The organism is Colwellia sp. NW0002-52-1, from assembly GCF_057550865.1.
Window position 1 is genome coordinate 28,995 of record NZ_BAAJLU010000002.1, and the last position, 16,442, is coordinate 45,436.

Here is a 16,442-nt window from a genome sequence, read left to right on the forward strand (position 1 = left end):
TAGTTACTGAATAGAAAGCGCAACAATATAAAGGCTACACTTAGTGTAGCCTTTTGTTTAAGACACCTTCAAAAGGAACCCCACAAGATGGCTGCTAACCCTGACTTTATTTATCAACCCCCTATGAGCCCATATCTTGATATTATTTATCAAGATAACGATATTGTTGTGCTTAACAAGCCTAGCGGATTATTGACTGTACCGGGGCGTTTACCCGAGCATCAAGATTGTTTACAAAACAGAGTGCTAAAAGTGCTGCCAACAGCCACTGTAGTACATCGCTTAGACATGGCCACTTCGGGTATTATTTTACTGGCGTTAAACAAGCCAGCCCACGTTAATATAAGTCGTCAATTCGAGAAAAGGCTAACCCAAAAAAGTTATATTGCGCGCGTATTTGGAAAAGTTGAAAATTCACAGGGCTCTGTCGATCAACCTTTAATTTGTGATTGGCCCAATAGACCTAAACAGAAAGTTGACCATGAACAAGGCAAAGCAGCATTAACCCATTATCGAGTATTAAGTTACGATGCAAATAATGACAACCAAATAACCACACTGTTAGCGCTAACCCCCGTCACAGGTCGTTCTCATCAGTTAAGAGTGCATATGTTATGTTTAGGTCACCCCATTATTGGCGACCGACTTTATGCACATCCGCTAGCTTTAAATGCGAGTAGTCGCTTGCAATTACATGCTCAAATGCTACAAATAACGCATCCCGTAAGCGAGAAAACCTTAACTTTTACTAAAGACTGTCCCTTTGATTAATACTAAAAATTACGTTGAATAATTAAAGAAACTTTCGTTAGCGACGATATACACTTACAGGCTTATAATAAAGTTGCAGCACTGACCATTAACAGTTTGAGGAAAACTTTTTTATGCGTTTGAATATAATTCCCTTCGTTTTGTTCATATGCTTAGCTGTATATTCACTTCAGGTGAATATTGCTTACGCATTACCATTTCAGGCCAGCCAAGAATCACAAGAGCAACAAATAGAAAAAACGCTAAACGTGGATAGCAGCTCAACTGAAGCTACTGAAAGTAATACTAAAGCTGCTGAAAGTAATACTAAAGCTGCTGAAAGTAATACTAAAGCTGCTAATGCAGAAATATCACCAACAGACACCGATGCAACAAAAGAAAAAACACCTAAAGACGACCATCAACACCAAGTTGTTATCAACCCACCTGTAGATATTTTTCAACAGCAACAACAAGATATAAAACATTATTTAGCACAAGAAAAAATTAGCCCATTAGTTGTTGGTTCAAACAGTTATCTAACCGCAACTAATGAATACACCACGCCTGTTAACAAAGGTATTATGGTGCTAATTCCAGATTGGCAACAAAGCATAGCAACGCCCAATGCGCTTAATCAACTGCGTAAAAATATGCCATCAAAAGGTTGGACAACGATAACCTTACATCCGCCAAACAAACCTCAAGGTTATCCTTCGCAGGCATTAACAGCAGCAGAAAGACAAACGCAAGATACTGAAACACTTGCTAGTTACAGTAAAGATTTTGCTGAAATTATGCTCGCGACCATTGAACAAGCAAAAGGTTACCCTGGGGCAATTATTGTTATTGCAGAGGGTAGTAATAGCGCGGTATTGCTTGATATTTATCAACAAGGGTTAGTCGGCTCACCTGCAGCAATGGTTATGCTTAGCAGCTATATGCCAACACAACCAGCCAGTGAAAAACTCGCGCAGCAAATGGCTGATACAGATTACCCAATACTCGATTTAACCTTAAAGCGTGACCATTATTTAGTGCACGCTAACGCAACATTAAGAAAAGATTTGGCCAAAAAATCGATGAAAATATACTTTCGACAAAAGCAGCTGAATAATCAAATGATCGGTTATTATCCTAAGGGAAGCTTAACGAAAGAAATAATAAGCTGGCTCAGCTCCATGGGCTGGTAGTTTTTAGATGAAAGCATTTATTTTTTAATGTTACTTTTTCTCGACAAACTTGGCCCAGGAAAGCAGTAACTCTCGAAAATCTTCATGGCCGCAGGAAGCAGAGTCTTGTTGATCAAAATCGATATCTTCTTCAATCAAAGAGTCGGGTAAAATTTCTAACCCATCCATACTTGCATTGGTTTGAATTGTTACATCACCTCGATTAAAAACAACTGTATACTCGTTACCAGTAATGGTAATTTCAGTTTGCTTCTCTGCTTCAATATCAGCCATAGCAGACAGCAGTTGTTTAAGCTTTTCCGTATTAGTGCCAACCTCAACCTCTAACCAAGGACCAATAACTTCATGATCAAGCGAAAACTTAGCAATAGCACTACCTGTTAGTGGATCATCTATAAATTGATATTCCATACCTACCTCGTTCTGAAAATGTTTAGGGCGAATTTTGTTTTTTCGTCACTAACTAGAATTAAATGACGTAAAATGATGGTGTAATCTATTGATATTTAGTTAGATAGTTGTTTCGACAATCCTATAAACCTACTAATATTTTACAGAATAGCTTCTAATAATAACAAAGACATTGCTATAATCGTGATCACTGTTAATTGTAGCAAACACCCAGTTTTTAATACAAGATTATCAAGCGTAATAAAATGTACATGCTTTCTTTGATGTAATAAGGAGACGGTTTATCATAAATAATAACATTAACTTCACTCCCGTAATCATGCGCTTAGCTCAAAAATTACCATTAAAAATATTGGCTATTTTACATAGCTGCTTGTTATTTTTAATTATCTCAATAAAAGCCACATCACAGCCTTTACCAATAATAACAGTTGCTATGTATATTGAGCCGCCATTTTCCGATATCGTCGACGGCGTATTTGTTGGCGAGAATATTGATATTGCCAATTTATTAGCAAAAAAAATGGCAACAAAAACAAAGTTTATATATTGCCCACCTGCTCGCTGTTTTGCATTTTTACAAAATGGACAAGCAGATATGATGATTGCGATCCGTAAAACAGAAAACCGAGAAAAGTTCCTTCATTACCTTGAGCCGCCGATTAAAATTCAACACTTACCATTACAGTTTTATATTCGTTCTGATAGCAATATAGTGCTCGATAAATATCAAGATTTACTACCTTTAAAAGTAGGTGTATTAAGAGGCGCTTCATATTTTGATAAATTCGATCACGACACACAACTTACAAAAGTCCCGCTAATTAATTATCAGCAACTTGTTGATATGTTATTAAAAGGTCGTATTGATACCTTTCTTGAGCGTGAAGAAACCATAACGCCCTGGGTTGACCAAGACGTTTATAAAACCAAAATTAATTTAGCAAAGTTTGTATATGATAAAACGGTAAGCTCTTATATCGTGGTATCTCGTAAATCACCATTAAGAGATAACATTACGCAATTGTCAGCCGCTTTAAAGTCGCTATCAGACAGTGGCGATATTCAAGCTATAACTAATAAAATAAGAAACTAAGTTGAACTACAATTGAACTTACGAACAGATATATCGTCTATAAATTACCACTTAGCTAGCCAACATTGATATTACCGTGCAAAAAGGAACTTACCTTGCCATTTTATTTTCCCTTGTTGTTCACGGCATTATCTTACTTTTAATTATTAGCACTCAATCAAATCAGCAAAAACCAGTTAAAGAAATTAGTCACCCTGCCCCGATAAAAAGCTTTATATACTATGCCCCAAGTGCTGCCAAACCTCTAACACAGATAGTAAAAAAAGACGTGGTAGAAAAGCTAAGCAAAACCCAAAACATTGAAGAAAAACCGCTTAATAATGATCAGCCAAAAGCCAACTCAATTGCTAAAAAAATCAATAAATCGAACGAGAAAACTATTAACAAAGCGAGCAACAATACGTTAATAAAGCCGGCGTTCAGTCAAGCTGAGATTACAACGAATAATTCAATACTGGGCTCAACTGCACCGCCCGCTGAAACCGCACCTTCACCCGCTCCTATTCCATTACCTAAAAATAAAAAACTTGATAGCTTTACACAATTACAAAGGTTACGCAGTCAGTTAAAGAATAAGGCAACTTTAGCTGTAGATAACCCATACCAAGATGCACAGCCTCCTTCTATTTTTAACCCTACAGTAAAAGCTGTTCCCCATTCAGTTCCCTTAAAAGATGAAGAGAAAATACGTGAACAAAACACTAAAAACATGGGCGCAGGAATAGCGATTACCAAAGGGGAAGATGGGTTATGTTCGGTAACACAAGACATGAGTGCTTACGGGTTAAGCGAAGGTTCATCCACACAATTTTTTAATTGTGGTGAGTCAAATTTTGATAAAAGCTTTCGCGAACATATGCAAGCAGTTAAAGCCAAGCTGGGTAAAAAATAACGTAAATCTTCTATGCTTTTGAGTAAAAGAATATCGCTAGCACAACATTTTTACGTTAATTCTTTTGCCCAATGTTCAATAAGGTTAAGAGTAAATGTAGTCATTGCCATATCTGCACTTAATGAAACCTATTACTGTGAAGAAAGCCCCAAGACTTAATTGTTATTTTTCAAAATATTATCAGTAAGTAAGCAAACAAGACCAACCAGTATAACCGTTCTTTCTACCACATATACACATCATGAATAGTGCTTATTAAACCAAGTGATTACTAGTCCTGAAAAATTCAGGTAGAATATAGCCAAATTTTTTACATTGCTGGGCACTATTAATCTTTGCGATTAGACTTTGTACGAAGAAATTGTAATTGATCAATAACCAAGGGGTACTTCATAGATATTCTATAGAAGTTTTCTTGCGATAATCGACCAAATTCAACAATACTTAGTTATGCTTAGCTATGATGAGTTACATTGTTATTAGTAAATAAGTCAGAGAGGGAATCAAATGAGTCTGTATTTAGAATATATCGCAGAAATTGAAAATCGTAAGAATGAGCTAGGTCTTGCACCAAAGCCGATTGATAGCGCTGAGTTATTGGCTGAAATTATTGAACAAATTAAAGATCAAGGCAACGAGTACAGAGCTGAGTCACTGAATTTCTTCATTTATAATACTTTACCTGGTACTACAAGTGCCGCAAGCGAAAAAGCTAAATTCTTAAAAGCTATTATTCTTGGTGAAGTTTCAGTCGCAGAAATTTCAGTTGAATTTGCCTTTGAATTGCTTTCTCACATGAAAGGCGGCCCTTCAGTAGAAGTACTACTTGATTTAGCTTTATCTGACGATGCATCAGTTGCACAACCTGCCGCAGAAGTATTAAAGACCCAAGTATTTTTATACGATGCTGATACTGCTCGTCTTGAAGCAGCATATAAAGCCGGTAACGCCATTGCTAAAGATATTTTAACCAGTTATGCACACGCTGAGTTCTTTACAAAGCTGCCTGAAATAGACGAGAAAATTGAAATTGTTACTTATATAGCTGGTGAAGGTGATATTTCAACAGATTTATTATCTCCAGGTCATCAATCTCATTCTCGTGCAGATCGTGAATTACATGGTCAATGTATGAGCACGCCAGAAGCGCAAGCAGAAATTAAAGCATTACAAGTTAAGCACCCTAATGCGACAGTTATGCTTATCGCAGAAAAAGGCACTATGGGTGTTGGTTCATCGCGTATGTCGGGTGTTAACAACGTTGCACTATTAACCGGTAAGCAAGCAAGTCCATACGTACCTTTTATCAACATTGCACCTATTGTTGCTGGCACAAATGGTATCGCTCCAATCTTCCTAACAACGGTTGATGTAACAGGTGGTATTGGTATTGACCTTAAAAATTGGGTTAAGAAAGTGGACGCAAGTGGTAATACCGTTGTTGACGCAAATGGTGATGCCGTACTGGAAGAATTGTACTCAGTAGCTACAGGTACTGTATTAACTATTGATACCAAAGCGCATAAATTATTTAACGGCGACCAAGAGCTTGCTGATATATCTTCAGCCTTTACGCCACAGAAAATGGAATTCATGAAAGCTGGTGGGTCATATGCTGTAACGTTTGGTAAGAAACTACAAACATTTGCCACAGAAGCTTTAGGTGTTAAACCTGTAAGCGTGTATGCATCTTCAAAAGAAATTTCGCATGAAGGCCAAGGCTTAACCGCTGTTGAGAAAATATTCAACCGTAATGCTGTGGGTGTTTTATCTGATTCACCATTGCACGCAGGCTCAAACGTTCGTGTTAAAGTAAATATTGTCGGCTCGCAAGATACTACTGGCCCTATGACATGTCAGGAATTAGAAGCAATGGCTGCTTCTACTATATCGCCAATTGTTGATGGTGCTTTCCAATCAGGTTGTCACACAGCATCTGTTTGGGATAGTAAAGCAAAAGCGAATACGCCTAAGTTAATGAGCTTTATGAACGCGTTTGGTTTAATCACAGCACGTGATCCTAAAGGTGTTTATCCGGCAATGACGGATGTTATTCACAAAGTATTGAATGATATTACCGTTGACGACCGCGCTATTATCATTGGTGGTGACTCGCATACACGTATGTCTAAAGGTGTTGCCTTTGGTGCCGACTCAGGTACGGTAGCAATTGCACTGGCAACGGGTGAGTCTGCAATGCCAATCCCTGAATCAGTGAAAGTGACCTTTAAAGGTCATATGAAAAAATACATGGATTTCCGTGACGTTGTTCATGCAACACAAGCGCAAATGTTGAAGCAATTTGGCGGTGAAAACGTATTCCAAGGTCGTGTAATCGAAGTACACATTGGTACGTTAATGGCTGACCAAGCATTTACTTTTACCGATTGGACTGCAGAAATGAAAGCAAAAGCTTCAATCTGTATTTCTCAAGATGATACCTTAATTGCATCACTTGAATTAGCGAAAAGTCGCATCCAAATCATGATTGATAAAGGCATGGAAAACCCAGCGAAAACGCTTCATGGTTTAATTGCTTTAGCTGATAAACGTATTGACGAGGTTAAGTCTGGTACTTCACCTGCACTAAGACCAGATACAAATGCTAAATACTCAGCAGAAGTTGTTGTTGATTTAGACCAAATCGATGAACCAATGATCGCCGATCCAGATGTAAACAACGATGATGTATCTAAGCGTTATACACATGATGTTATTCGCCCTGTTTCTTTCTACGAAGGTAAAACGGTTGATTTAGGTTTTGTTGGCTCATGTATGGTTCATAAAGGCGATATGCAAATTATTGCGCAAATGTTCCGTAATATTGAAAAGCAAAACGGCACTATTGAATTTAAAGTACCATTAGTTGTAGCGCCGCCAACATACAATATTGTTGACGAACTTAAAGCTGAAGGCGACTGGGAAATACTACAGAAGTATTCAGGCTTTGAATTTGACGATTCAAACCCGAAAAATTCAGCACGTACTAAGTATGAGAACATCATGTACTTAGAACGCCCTGGTTGTAATTTATGTATGGGTAACCAAGAAAAAGCTGAACCTGGTGACACGGTAATTGCTACGTCTACACGCTTATTCCAAGGTCGTGTAGTAGCAGATACTACTGAGAAAAAAGGTGAATCACTATTGGGTTCAACACCATTAGTTGTGCTTTCTTCTATGTTAGGTCGTTTCCCGACTTTAGCTGAATACAAAAGTGCTGTAGACGGTATTAACCTTACAGATTTTGCGCCACCAGTTGAAGCATTAACAACGCTAGGTACTGCTGCAGTGAAAATTGCTGATCCAAGCTAGGTTTAAATAAATTAATTTTACTTACCGTAAAAAAGTTAGAAAATTAATCGTCATAAAACAAAAGGGTTACTTTACAACATTGTAAAGTAACCCTTTTTTATAACATCAATTTGATTAATTTAGTGTTCTACTTTTTCATGAATAATCATGAACAGCTAATTAATGAATTTGGTTCAACAGCTGAGACATTATTTTTCAGTAACTATACTTGAACACTCTATATTGGCAGATAAAGACGGCATGATCATATTTGGAAACGCTAACTTATCATCAAAGCGCTCAACCCCTTCAAGCACTTCAATTTTAAAACCATAACTTTTACAAATACGTAATGATCTACGCATTAAAAAAGTAGCTAACTTACTAAACTCAGTATTTTGCTTAGCAATAACTTGTAGATTAACTTTACCGTTTTCTAAATCAGTTTGTTTAAATTGCACTTCGTGATCAAAGTCCCATTGCGATGCGCCATTTGGCGTTTCAATATTTTGTGCACAACCCAAAAGCATAGCCAGCGGCAATAGAACCAATACGTTAAGTTTATTCATACAATCCCATATACAACAAAATTAATTAAATACACATTACACATATGACAATAAATGAAAGTGAGCATGTTACCCACTTTCATTGTAGATAATAGTGTTAATTGGCAGAAAATACTACGTTATCAATAAATGCAGCATCTTCTCCTTGGCTTACACTGCCATCTTTAACATAATTAAAGCCGATTTCATGCAGACCCGACTCAATAATGAACTCATTTTCTTGCCAGCTCTGTGTACTTTAAGTTTTTTCTATAGTTAACTTCACCGTTCACGATTATTAATCAAGTGTCGAATAGCATAGCTAATACTGGCGATAGTAAAAAGCAATGTCGACAACCCATCATAACTTTTACCTTGCTCTGTATTAATGGTTATAAAACCAAGAAGCAAAAACCAGATTGAAACAATAAGTAAAAACTTCCTTTTCTCTTTTATAATAAAAATAAGTAAAAAAGAAAATATTGTTGCTATAGCATATAGCCCTATATTAGAGCTCATGATCATGCTCAACACTAGTGTTAGAGTTTATTGTGCTTGTATTTGTCATACCTGTACCTTTTATTTTAACAGTTGACCTAATCCTATCTCCTTAGAATTAAAGAGAAACTCATTCTAAATACTTCAGAAACCGAGGTACATCACCTCTTTGGCTCCAAAAGCAGCCAAAAATAAAGTCCCTTGCGGGGCTTTAGGTTCAAAAAATAACGATGGGTGTCTTTGTTAATTTTCAATTAAGAGCAAGAAAAACGTTCAATTGCACCGCTGTAGCAACAGCGCACAAATTAGCACGTATCATGTGGACATTATTACAAAAGCAATGCCATTACACACCTCAAGTGATTAGGGGTGTGGCATGAATTATTACCCGTTTTACTATCTAGCTAGCCTGTCTAGGACAAAGGCTTTGAGCCTGTGTGAGTGTTTAGGCAGCTAGATAGTCCCTAATTTTTAAGGTTTAACTTTTCAAGACTGTTGTTTACAAGATGAAATAAAAAGGCACTAGCCAACTAGAACAAAGCCTGCGATAGGACAAGTGCATAAAGCGCGTTTGAGTGTTCAATGTTTAAAGGTACTTCTAGTTCGCAACTCATCTGGAGCATGGATAACAAGCCATAGCTCGAATATATGTCAGTACAGTTTGCTTTAAGCAAGCACAGAGCCTGTCATCCTAAACAGTAGATTGAAAATAGTTCAGATCAGCCATGTAAAACAGAAGATATTTTCTTATGTTTCACTTAAGCTCGGCTTGACATCAAGGAAGCGTCCATATATGTCTTTGTTAATTTTTCTTGGCTGAGAAAGTGTAACTTCTCTTCTATCCATTCTCGGCGGTGCTCAAAGCTTTGTCCTGATAAGGTGTCTTCACCGCATAAAAAAGCGCGTCGAACGCAACGCGCCACACAATGATAATACGGGGTGTTTACTAAACTAATTTGCTGCTTCCTTGGCGTAGCCATAACTCACCTGAGATAATGTCGTGGGGTTTTCTTAGTTTAGAATCACCACTTTCAGCAGCTTGGCTTAGCAACTTATCTGCTTTAGAAGAAAATGTATCAATCATGAAATTGCATGAGTTATTCTTCCTGACTATTCTCTTTTGCTAATCCTTCTAGATAGTTTTTTTTCTTTTCATCTAACTCATCAATAAATGATTGGGATTTATACCCATTTTGTTTAGCTTTTTCGAGCCATGAATGGGCAAGTTCAAACTCAGTATTCCCTCTGTTATCACTCCATCGATGAGCAAACATTTTTCCTAGCCAGTACATCGCTTCAGAATCACCACTTTCAGCAGCTTGGCTTAGCAACTTATCTGCTTTAGAAGAAAATGTATCAATCATGAAAAGATATATTCCATAGTGTTTTATGGCTATCAAAGACTTATCTGTAATTGATTTTTCAAACCAATATATAGCTAGTTTCTCATTCTCTTTTTTACCTTTTTCATCTGTTGCATCTATAGCTCTAACAGAATAATTCCTGCCAACAAGAAGTTGTGCTCTTTTATGGCCTTTCTTAGCCGCTTCTAATAACCAACCAAGGGCAACATCACTATTTTTTTTCAGTAAGCTTCCCTTTTGATATATATAACCAATAGTAAATTGTGCTTCGGTATGCCCAGCCTCACCAGCTTTAATCATAAGCTTAAATGCTTCAGTAAGGTTTTCATTTAATTTAGGCTTATTACTACTAACAAAGTTAAATATTTCATACTGACTATTAATGTCTCCATCCAAAGCTGCCTTTTTAAGCTCTTCATATTTTATAGTAAGAGAATTTTCACTATTAATATTCTGCTCTTTGGCTAACCCTATTACGCAATAAAAAATGACAAAAAAATATAATAATGCTTTCATTATATCTACCTTCCCGATGGTGAGGTTGTTAAAGTATCGTTAGCCTTACTAACGAATGTTTTAATGGTGTGAATGATACCAGAAGCTGGAACCTTTCCCTGAACAGCGACACCCGCTGGTCCAACTTTCACTTGAACTGCACCAGTAAGATCACCATTTGAGTCGGCTGATATTGATGGAGTAACATTTAAATCATCTGTGCCAACTTGTTTACCAAAAGTTACACTCTGGGTTGTTGCCCCTGTTGCTTTATCTGTGCTAGAGCCAAATGATATTGGTCCATCAATATTAATTGTTTCACTGTCTGATGTAGTGCCGTCCGTACTGGTTGAAGTAGTTGAACCATCAGTTTTTTCCATTGATAATACTACATCAAAAGTAACTTCTATTTCCTTATATTCAGGTTTTATGATTTCTTTTTCAAAAGTATCTGCACCTTCCATACCTGTCGGGTCAGTATATTTATAAGGGTTATTATTCGCATATGTGTATCTACCAAAAGAGTGTACCGGATTTCTAGGAACCCAACCAACCGGATCATTGGAATAAAAACGCCCGATAACTGGATCATAGTATCGTGCCTGCATATAAACTAAACCAGTATCACTGTCTTTAATATGTCCCGTATAACCTGCTTGATCGTTATTAGCTTCAGCATTATCAAGTGTTATACCATAGGGCGTATAACGCTCTCGCCATAATATTGCTCCTGAAGCATTTGTGCCTGCTACGGGGCTGCCTAAACTATCGTGATGCACGTAAGTTGGGGTGTTATTTTCAACCCTCGCAACCGTCATACTGCCTGCGCTAATATAGTCAGTTCGTTTATTCGTACTTATGTTATCTATATGAATTAACTTACCAGCAAGGTTATACACATTGTATATAGTTTTACCCGCAATCGTCGCCTTAACGCGTTTCAAGTTACCATCGTATTGATAAGTGCCTGATATACCCCCGCCGTACATAGAAGTAGGCTGGTCAGCATAATCAAAGGTAAAGTTTAAATTACCTGCAGTAATTGTATTACCACGGCTATCATAGTCAAAGTCTCTTGTACCTGTATTACCGCCTAAACCACCGGTATCAACTGAACGATTAAGTCTATTATCGCTATCGTAACTGAGTTCAATACTTCGAGATCCTAAATCTTTAGTGAGGATATTACCAATGCTGTCATAACTAAACTGACCATTACCCCATGGCCCTGAAGCAGAGGTAATTCGTTCTAACGCGTCATAGCTCATTACTCGGTTATTGTTACTTATGGCACCATCGATTATTGATGTAGTGAGTTTTCGTTTGTCATAACTGTAACTCATGTCTATCGCTTTAATACTGCCTTTACTGGTTAGCAAACGTGCTGGTAATAAGCGCTCATTTAGTAGTTGTTGATAAAGATGCCCATTACCGTAGTTTAAACGACTTACTTGGCCACTAGCATGATATTGAATATTACTCGCATAATAAGTTCCACCATAATTAGCTTGTCGAGGTCGACCTAAACCATCGGGATTATAGCTAATGGTTTTACCGCTTGGGTAAGTCATTGATGACATTTGCCCTGCAGAATTGTATCCATAGGCTAAAGCATATTGACGCCCATCAACGTTAAGTTGTTCAGATGTAGGTAAGCTAAGTGAGTTATAGGTATAAAGCCAATTAATGCCATTTCGACTGACCGTTAAAACGTTACCATTAGCGTCGTAGGTTTTATTTATGTCTGGTGTTAAGTGGTATGAAAAATCGCGCTTAGTTATACGCCCAACAGCATCTCTTAAAAGTGTTACTTTTGCATTACCACTTGGTGATAAACAGGTATTTCCACTATTTGCACCTTTTTGATAAGCCGTTAACCAACCAGAAGCGTCGTATTGATATAGCGTGTCACCAACATCAGGTTCACTAATTCGGCATAAACGACGGTTTTGATCATAATAATAACGTCGAGTAATACTAGCTGCTGCATTGCTTCCTGAGGTACTTGTGCTTTGGTTATTAGCATACGCACTTGTAGTCGCACTATTTGGATCTTTTGGTAAATATATTCCCGGCGGCTTAATTTTTTTATCGCCAGGATTAGTTGGTGCTACAGGGATAATAACCGAACCACCTTTAGAGCCATCACCAATATCACCTCCAGATGAGCCGCCACTTCCTTGACTGCCCCACTGTTTAATTGATGTTATTTCACCCCAAACATTTTTATTAATATCTGTTTGTATTCCTAGTGGCGAATGTTGTGACTTAACGTCTTTGTAATTAGCACCATCGTAACCATAATGATAGTAATCTGTTTTATTGCCGTCTGGATCCGTTTCTGTACGACGATGACCACTATAGTATCGGGTTAATGTAGTTGCATATGGATAAACAGTTTCGCGCTTTTTAGTTAATCGATTTAACCCGTCATATTCAGAAGTAATACCTACTGTAGAAGTTGAGCTAGCTGAAGGAAATGATGCAAAAGCCTCTCTTCCAGCACTGTCATACGTATAATTAATATACGTAGACTTATTTGTTAAGGTATCTTTAGTGGCAACCAATAAAGGTCGAAACATAGCATCATAAGTGATGGTTGTTCTGGCGTTACCTTTAGTGATGGTATGATTTGGGCTACCATTAAAATTATAATGATGATTTACATTAGACCAATTCCCTGGCAGATCTGCAGTAACGAGCCTTCCCATACTGTCTCTAGTATAACTAACCGTATTACCTAGCGCATCAGTTATAGAGCTTATGCGACCGAAATCATCAACATTTTGATAAACACTTTTACCGTCAGCTCGCGTTACTTTTTGAGGTGTTCCACGCTTATACAAAGAGGCTTTTAACGTGCGGTTATTGGCATCTTTAGCTGTAGAAAAAGTGCCATCTGCATGATAACTATAAGTAGCAAAAAGTGCACCATTACGTTGCTCGCTAATCTTTTTTCCTAAAGAGTTATAAGTGTTTTCTTGAGTAACCCTATTATTAACCGTTTGTTTTTTAGGTAATCCTAATATCCATTTGCTTTTGTTATGGCTATATTCTGTCAGCGTTACGCGTGCTAACGTCGACACATTTGATTTTACTGACTTCATCACTGGATTAGCGTAAGAGTATAGCGACGAACTATGGCTAGTAATAAAGCCAAACTCTTGAGTATAGGTATCGCCATCTTGTTGAGTAACAATTTTTGTCGTGTGAATAGGGTTTTTAGCGTCACCTGGCCCTGGTGCTTTTATAATAGGTGATATCCCAACACTTACTTCTTTTAGATATGTGTATTGCTCAGTTTTTTTAACTGTACCAGCACTTGATAATCGAGTTTCTTTTTTAACAAGCCTGCCACCTAATGGTTCACTAATCCAAGCATGGTAATAGGTATAGTGACCTTCTGGTGCTGATACTTTCGTCCAGTTAGTTCTGTCAGATGACGATGAACCCGTAGGTCCCTTGTCACCCTCATATTGATAAACCCAAGTAGCTGGTGTTAATGATGGTCCTGTAACACTTTTTTTGATTACGGCCATTGTTGAAGTTGTTACGTCATCATCTAAAGGTATAATTGGGTTACCACGTGGAGGCAAACCTGGTTCAATATCTGGACATTTTTCAGTTCTTCGAGCTTGACGAGCGAAAATTTGTCTATGTTCAGTATCTTTTAATACAAAAGTACCCGTTGCACCATAAGGATGTGTTAATGAAACCATACGTGACCATTTATGACAACGAATACCACTAGGTGCGGAAGTACCAGTCATTAAATCTAAGTTAAATGACCAATAATGACCGTCAGGTTGTGTAACTCGAGATAACACTTGGCCGCGCAATGGTTGTCCAGCATATGGCATCCAATCAGTTCTTGGAAAATTATTTATCCGATAATTGTAATACCATGTTTCGCTAGCCGCTTTCGCTGATCGAATGAGTTTAGAACTACCCGAGTAATTAAGGTCAATACGACGACCATCGTTAGCATAAATTGCCTTTAAACGGTTAAGTGAGTCATATTGGTACTTGACCCAATTCCCGTTAACATCGCTAACTTGGCTAGCCGCTAGAATATAAACATTTCTTTCAAGAGGACTAGCACCAACAAACCCCATTTTGGGTGAGTCTAAAACATAGGCGTAGTCGAACTTATAAATGTCACCATTAGGCGCATGACCTATAAGCCCTTCGCCACCATCAGTTGCAGTAGAACAAGTAAAATACCAATTTTTAACAGTTACTTTTTTAGCAGCACTTGGCCAAATTGCTACACCATTATTTTCTATGATTTGCTGACTAGCTTGTCCTGGTACTTCTAACTGAACGCCGTTTGAATAGCCTGTTGTAGTTACACTTGTTAAGTTACCTTTTGTGCCATAATTGAAAGTACTCAAAATTTGATTAGTTGGTTTAGAGCACCTTTGTCCTACCCATGGTCTAGCATCTAATGATGTAGTTTTGATCCGTGGAGCTGACAAAGTCCAGTCACCAAATTCAGCATCTACACCATCTTTATAAGTGAAGCCTGATGCTCGTTTTCTTGATAAAGTGACAGGTAAGTGCGAATTACCCGGTAAGTTAATATCGGTTTGATCAAATATAAGGGTACCCGTGTGTGGGTCGATAGCATCACCTAAGAAGTCATCGCCAAATACTTCAAGCCGCTGCTCTGCATTCTGTTTTTTCTCCCATTCGACAATGGGTGCTATTGCCTCTACTGCTATAGCGTTATGTGCAAAGGCAGATAGGAATATCGTCAATAGATAATTTTTTATAAGTGTTACATAGATATTATTCATACATCATCCTTAATGTGGTTTGTTATTTATCCTTAAATAGCTGCTTATAAAAGTAGCTGAAATAATGTAGAAAACAACAATTGAATATTGATATGTACTCTAGTATTTATTAAAAATTCTTTAAACTACTAACTTATATAAGAATATTTTACCGTTTTATACTGAAAATAGTTTTTTAGCGCGACTTGATTAAATAATTATATTATGTAGCTAGATTCATCATTTGCTAAAAGGCTAAGAAAAAATAAATTGGATGGAGTTTTACGATTGTCCTAAACATAATATTGTTGAATAAGTCATTTAAACAAAGGGACGAGAAGAATTAGAGTTTAATCCAAATAAGTGCCAGAAAAACCAAACTAAAGTCATATCTAAGAGCGGTACTTAAAAAACTTAAAAATCCTGTTCTTTATAAAATAAAAAACGCCACTCGTGTTTAAACGAATGGCGTTCTATAACAGCTTACATGCTTTAAAGCAGAGCAAGCTATTAAGTTATAGATGTATTAATATAGAGGTTTGATCTTTTTTAGGCATTTTACTCACCACTAGGCTATACGAGTTATCGATCATGCGCTCAATTTCTCCTGATGGAATTGAGCCATCTAAAATCACGGTATTCCATTGCGCTTTATTCATATGATAACCAGGGATTACCGCGCTGAAAATATCACGTAACATTACCGCTTCTTCAGGATCACACTTTAAATTAACACAGTAATGTCCAGCCATTTTACCTTGAGTACCTTTTTCATTGCCATTACCCAGCGATAAGGTGGCAAACATTTTATGTTTTACTTTGAATACACTGACATCCTCACCGAAAGGAAAATTTTCAATTGTTCCAGCTTTATCGAGCAAATAACGCCTAGCTTGTATGTTGTCCATAATGTTAATTTCACCTTAAAATGAGTTTTTAAATACTCTGTATTGATAAGTTAATTGACGACAATGGCAACATAATTGCCATTCAATAAATAAATCTAAAGGGTACTGAGTGAAAGTAACCATAACTAATGACCCAAATAATAGTCAGCTGAGTTGAGGCTACTTGTATAACATCAAATGAGCCATGCAAACCCTACAAATGATAACTATTATCA

General features: G+C 37.3%; 11 protein-coding genes and 2 pseudogenes. 6 read left to right on the top strand and 7 right to left on the bottom strand.

The window, feature by feature from the left end:
• Positions 1-87: 87 nt before the first annotated feature.
• Both AC27H3_RS02815 and AC27H3_RS02820 read left to right on the top strand, forming a co-directional pair.
• Positions 88-771: a pseudouridine synthase gene (locus tag AC27H3_RS02815; RefSeq protein ID WP_487103555.1), complete on the top strand. Its 684-nt coding sequence runs from the start codon at positions 88-90 to the stop codon at positions 769-771.
• A 113-nt stretch (positions 772-884) separates the two neighbouring features.
• On the top strand, positions 885-1,943 hold the full coding sequence (locus AC27H3_RS02820; RefSeq protein ID WP_487103556.1) for a DUF3530 family protein: 1,059 nt from the start codon (positions 885-887) through the stop codon (positions 1,941-1,943).
• Positions 1,944-1,973: 30 nt separating this feature from the next.
• On the opposite strand, the gene AC27H3_RS02825 is transcribed toward AC27H3_RS02820, so the two are convergent.
• Positions 1,974-2,354 carry a YacL family protein gene (locus tag AC27H3_RS02825; RefSeq protein WP_487103557.1) on the bottom strand — a complete coding sequence of 127 codons (381 nt, stop codon included), beginning with the start codon at positions 2,352-2,354 and terminating at the stop codon, positions 1,974-1,976.
• Between the two features lie 436 nt (positions 2,355-2,790).
• Between AC27H3_RS02825 and AC27H3_RS02830 the strand changes: the two genes are divergently transcribed.
• The 3 genes from AC27H3_RS02830 (at position 2,791) to AC27H3_RS02840 (ending at position 7,657) form a co-directional block, all read left to right on the top strand.
• Complete coding sequence (locus tag AC27H3_RS02830) at positions 2,791-3,450, top strand: substrate-binding periplasmic protein (protein WP_487103559.1); 660 nt, start codon at positions 2,791-2,793, stop codon at positions 3,448-3,450.
• Positions 3,451-3,526: 76 nt separating this feature from the next.
• Entirely contained in the window at positions 3,527-4,342 is an 816-nt protein-coding gene (locus AC27H3_RS02835; protein ID WP_487103561.1) for a hypothetical protein, read from the top strand.
• A gap of 507 nt (positions 4,343-4,849) precedes the next feature.
• Complete coding sequence (locus tag AC27H3_RS02840) at positions 4,850-7,657, top strand: bifunctional aconitate hydratase 2/2-methylisocitrate dehydratase (protein WP_487103562.1); 2,808 nt, start codon at positions 4,850-4,852, stop codon at positions 7,655-7,657.
• 188 nt (positions 7,658-7,845) lie between these two features.
• On the opposite strand, the gene AC27H3_RS02845 is transcribed toward AC27H3_RS02840, so the two are convergent.
• Complete coding sequence (locus tag AC27H3_RS02845) at positions 7,846-8,205, bottom strand: hypothetical protein (RefSeq protein WP_487103564.1); 360 nt, start codon at positions 8,203-8,205, stop codon at positions 7,846-7,848.
• A gap of 728 nt (positions 8,206-8,933) precedes the next feature.
• Here AC27H3_RS02845 and AC27H3_RS02850 point away from each other — a divergent pair.
• Positions 8,934-9,062, top strand: a pseudogene (locus AC27H3_RS02850) (IS110 family transposase); the annotation flags it as partial.
• Between the two features lie 435 nt (positions 9,063-9,497).
• Here the strand turns inward: AC27H3_RS02850 and AC27H3_RS02855 are convergent.
• The 5 genes and pseudogenes from AC27H3_RS02855 to AC27H3_RS02875 form a co-directional block, all read right to left on the bottom strand.
• Positions 9,498-9,662 (bottom strand): annotated as a pseudogene (locus AC27H3_RS02855) (Type I secretion system protein TolC); the annotation flags it as partial.
• Entirely contained in the window at positions 9,629-9,766 is a 138-nt protein-coding gene (locus AC27H3_RS02860; protein WP_487103566.1) for a hypothetical protein, read from the bottom strand. The pseudogene AC27H3_RS02855 and the gene AC27H3_RS02860, both read right to left, overlap by 34 nt.
• A 13-nt stretch (positions 9,767-9,779) precedes the next feature.
• Positions 9,780-10,562 carry a tetratricopeptide repeat protein gene (locus tag AC27H3_RS02865; RefSeq protein ID WP_487103567.1) on the bottom strand — a complete coding sequence of 261 codons (783 nt, stop codon included), beginning with the start codon at positions 10,560-10,562 and terminating at the stop codon, positions 9,780-9,782.
• Between the two features lie 5 nt (positions 10,563-10,567).
• On the bottom strand, positions 10,568-15,340 hold the full coding sequence (locus AC27H3_RS02870) for an RHS repeat domain-containing protein (RefSeq protein WP_487103569.1): 4,773 nt from the start codon (positions 15,338-15,340) through the stop codon (positions 10,568-10,570).
• 494 nt (positions 15,341-15,834) lie between these two features.
• Positions 15,835-16,227, bottom strand: coding sequence for an MmcQ/YjbR family DNA-binding protein (locus AC27H3_RS02875; protein WP_487103571.1), 393 nt, complete (start codon positions 16,225-16,227; stop codon positions 15,835-15,837).
• Positions 16,228-16,442: the final 215 nt, after the last annotated feature.

Coding starts and splice junctions, on each gene's coding strand:
- AC27H3_RS02845 (WP_487103564.1), bottom strand. CDS start 8,205: ATGAATAAACTTAACGTATTGGTTCTATTGCCGCTGGCTATGCTTTTG.
- AC27H3_RS02860 (WP_487103566.1), bottom strand. CDS start 9,766: ATGATTGATACATTTTCTTCTAAAGCAGATAAGTTGCTAAGCCAAGCT.
- AC27H3_RS02830 (WP_487103559.1), top strand. CDS start 2,791: ATGTATATTGAGCCGCCATTTTCCGATATCGTCGACGGCGTATTTGTT.
- AC27H3_RS02815 (WP_487103555.1), top strand. CDS start 88: ATGGCTGCTAACCCTGACTTTATTTATCAACCCCCTATGAGCCCATAT.
- AC27H3_RS02820 (WP_487103556.1), top strand. CDS start 885: ATGCGTTTGAATATAATTCCCTTCGTTTTGTTCATATGCTTAGCTGTA.
- AC27H3_RS02840 (WP_487103562.1), top strand. CDS start 4,850: ATGAGTCTGTATTTAGAATATATCGCAGAAATTGAAAATCGTAAGAAT.
- AC27H3_RS02875 (WP_487103571.1), bottom strand. CDS start 16,227: ATGGACAACATACAAGCTAGGCGTTATTTGCTCGATAAAGCTGGAACA.
- AC27H3_RS02865 (WP_487103567.1), bottom strand. CDS start 10,562: ATGAAAGCATTATTATATTTTTTTGTCATTTTTTATTGCGTAATAGGG.
- AC27H3_RS02825 (WP_487103557.1), bottom strand. CDS start 2,354: ATGGAATATCAATTTATAGATGATCCACTAACAGGTAGTGCTATTGCT.
- AC27H3_RS02870 (WP_487103569.1), bottom strand. CDS start 15,340: ATGAATAATATCTATGTAACACTTATAAAAAATTATCTATTGACGATA.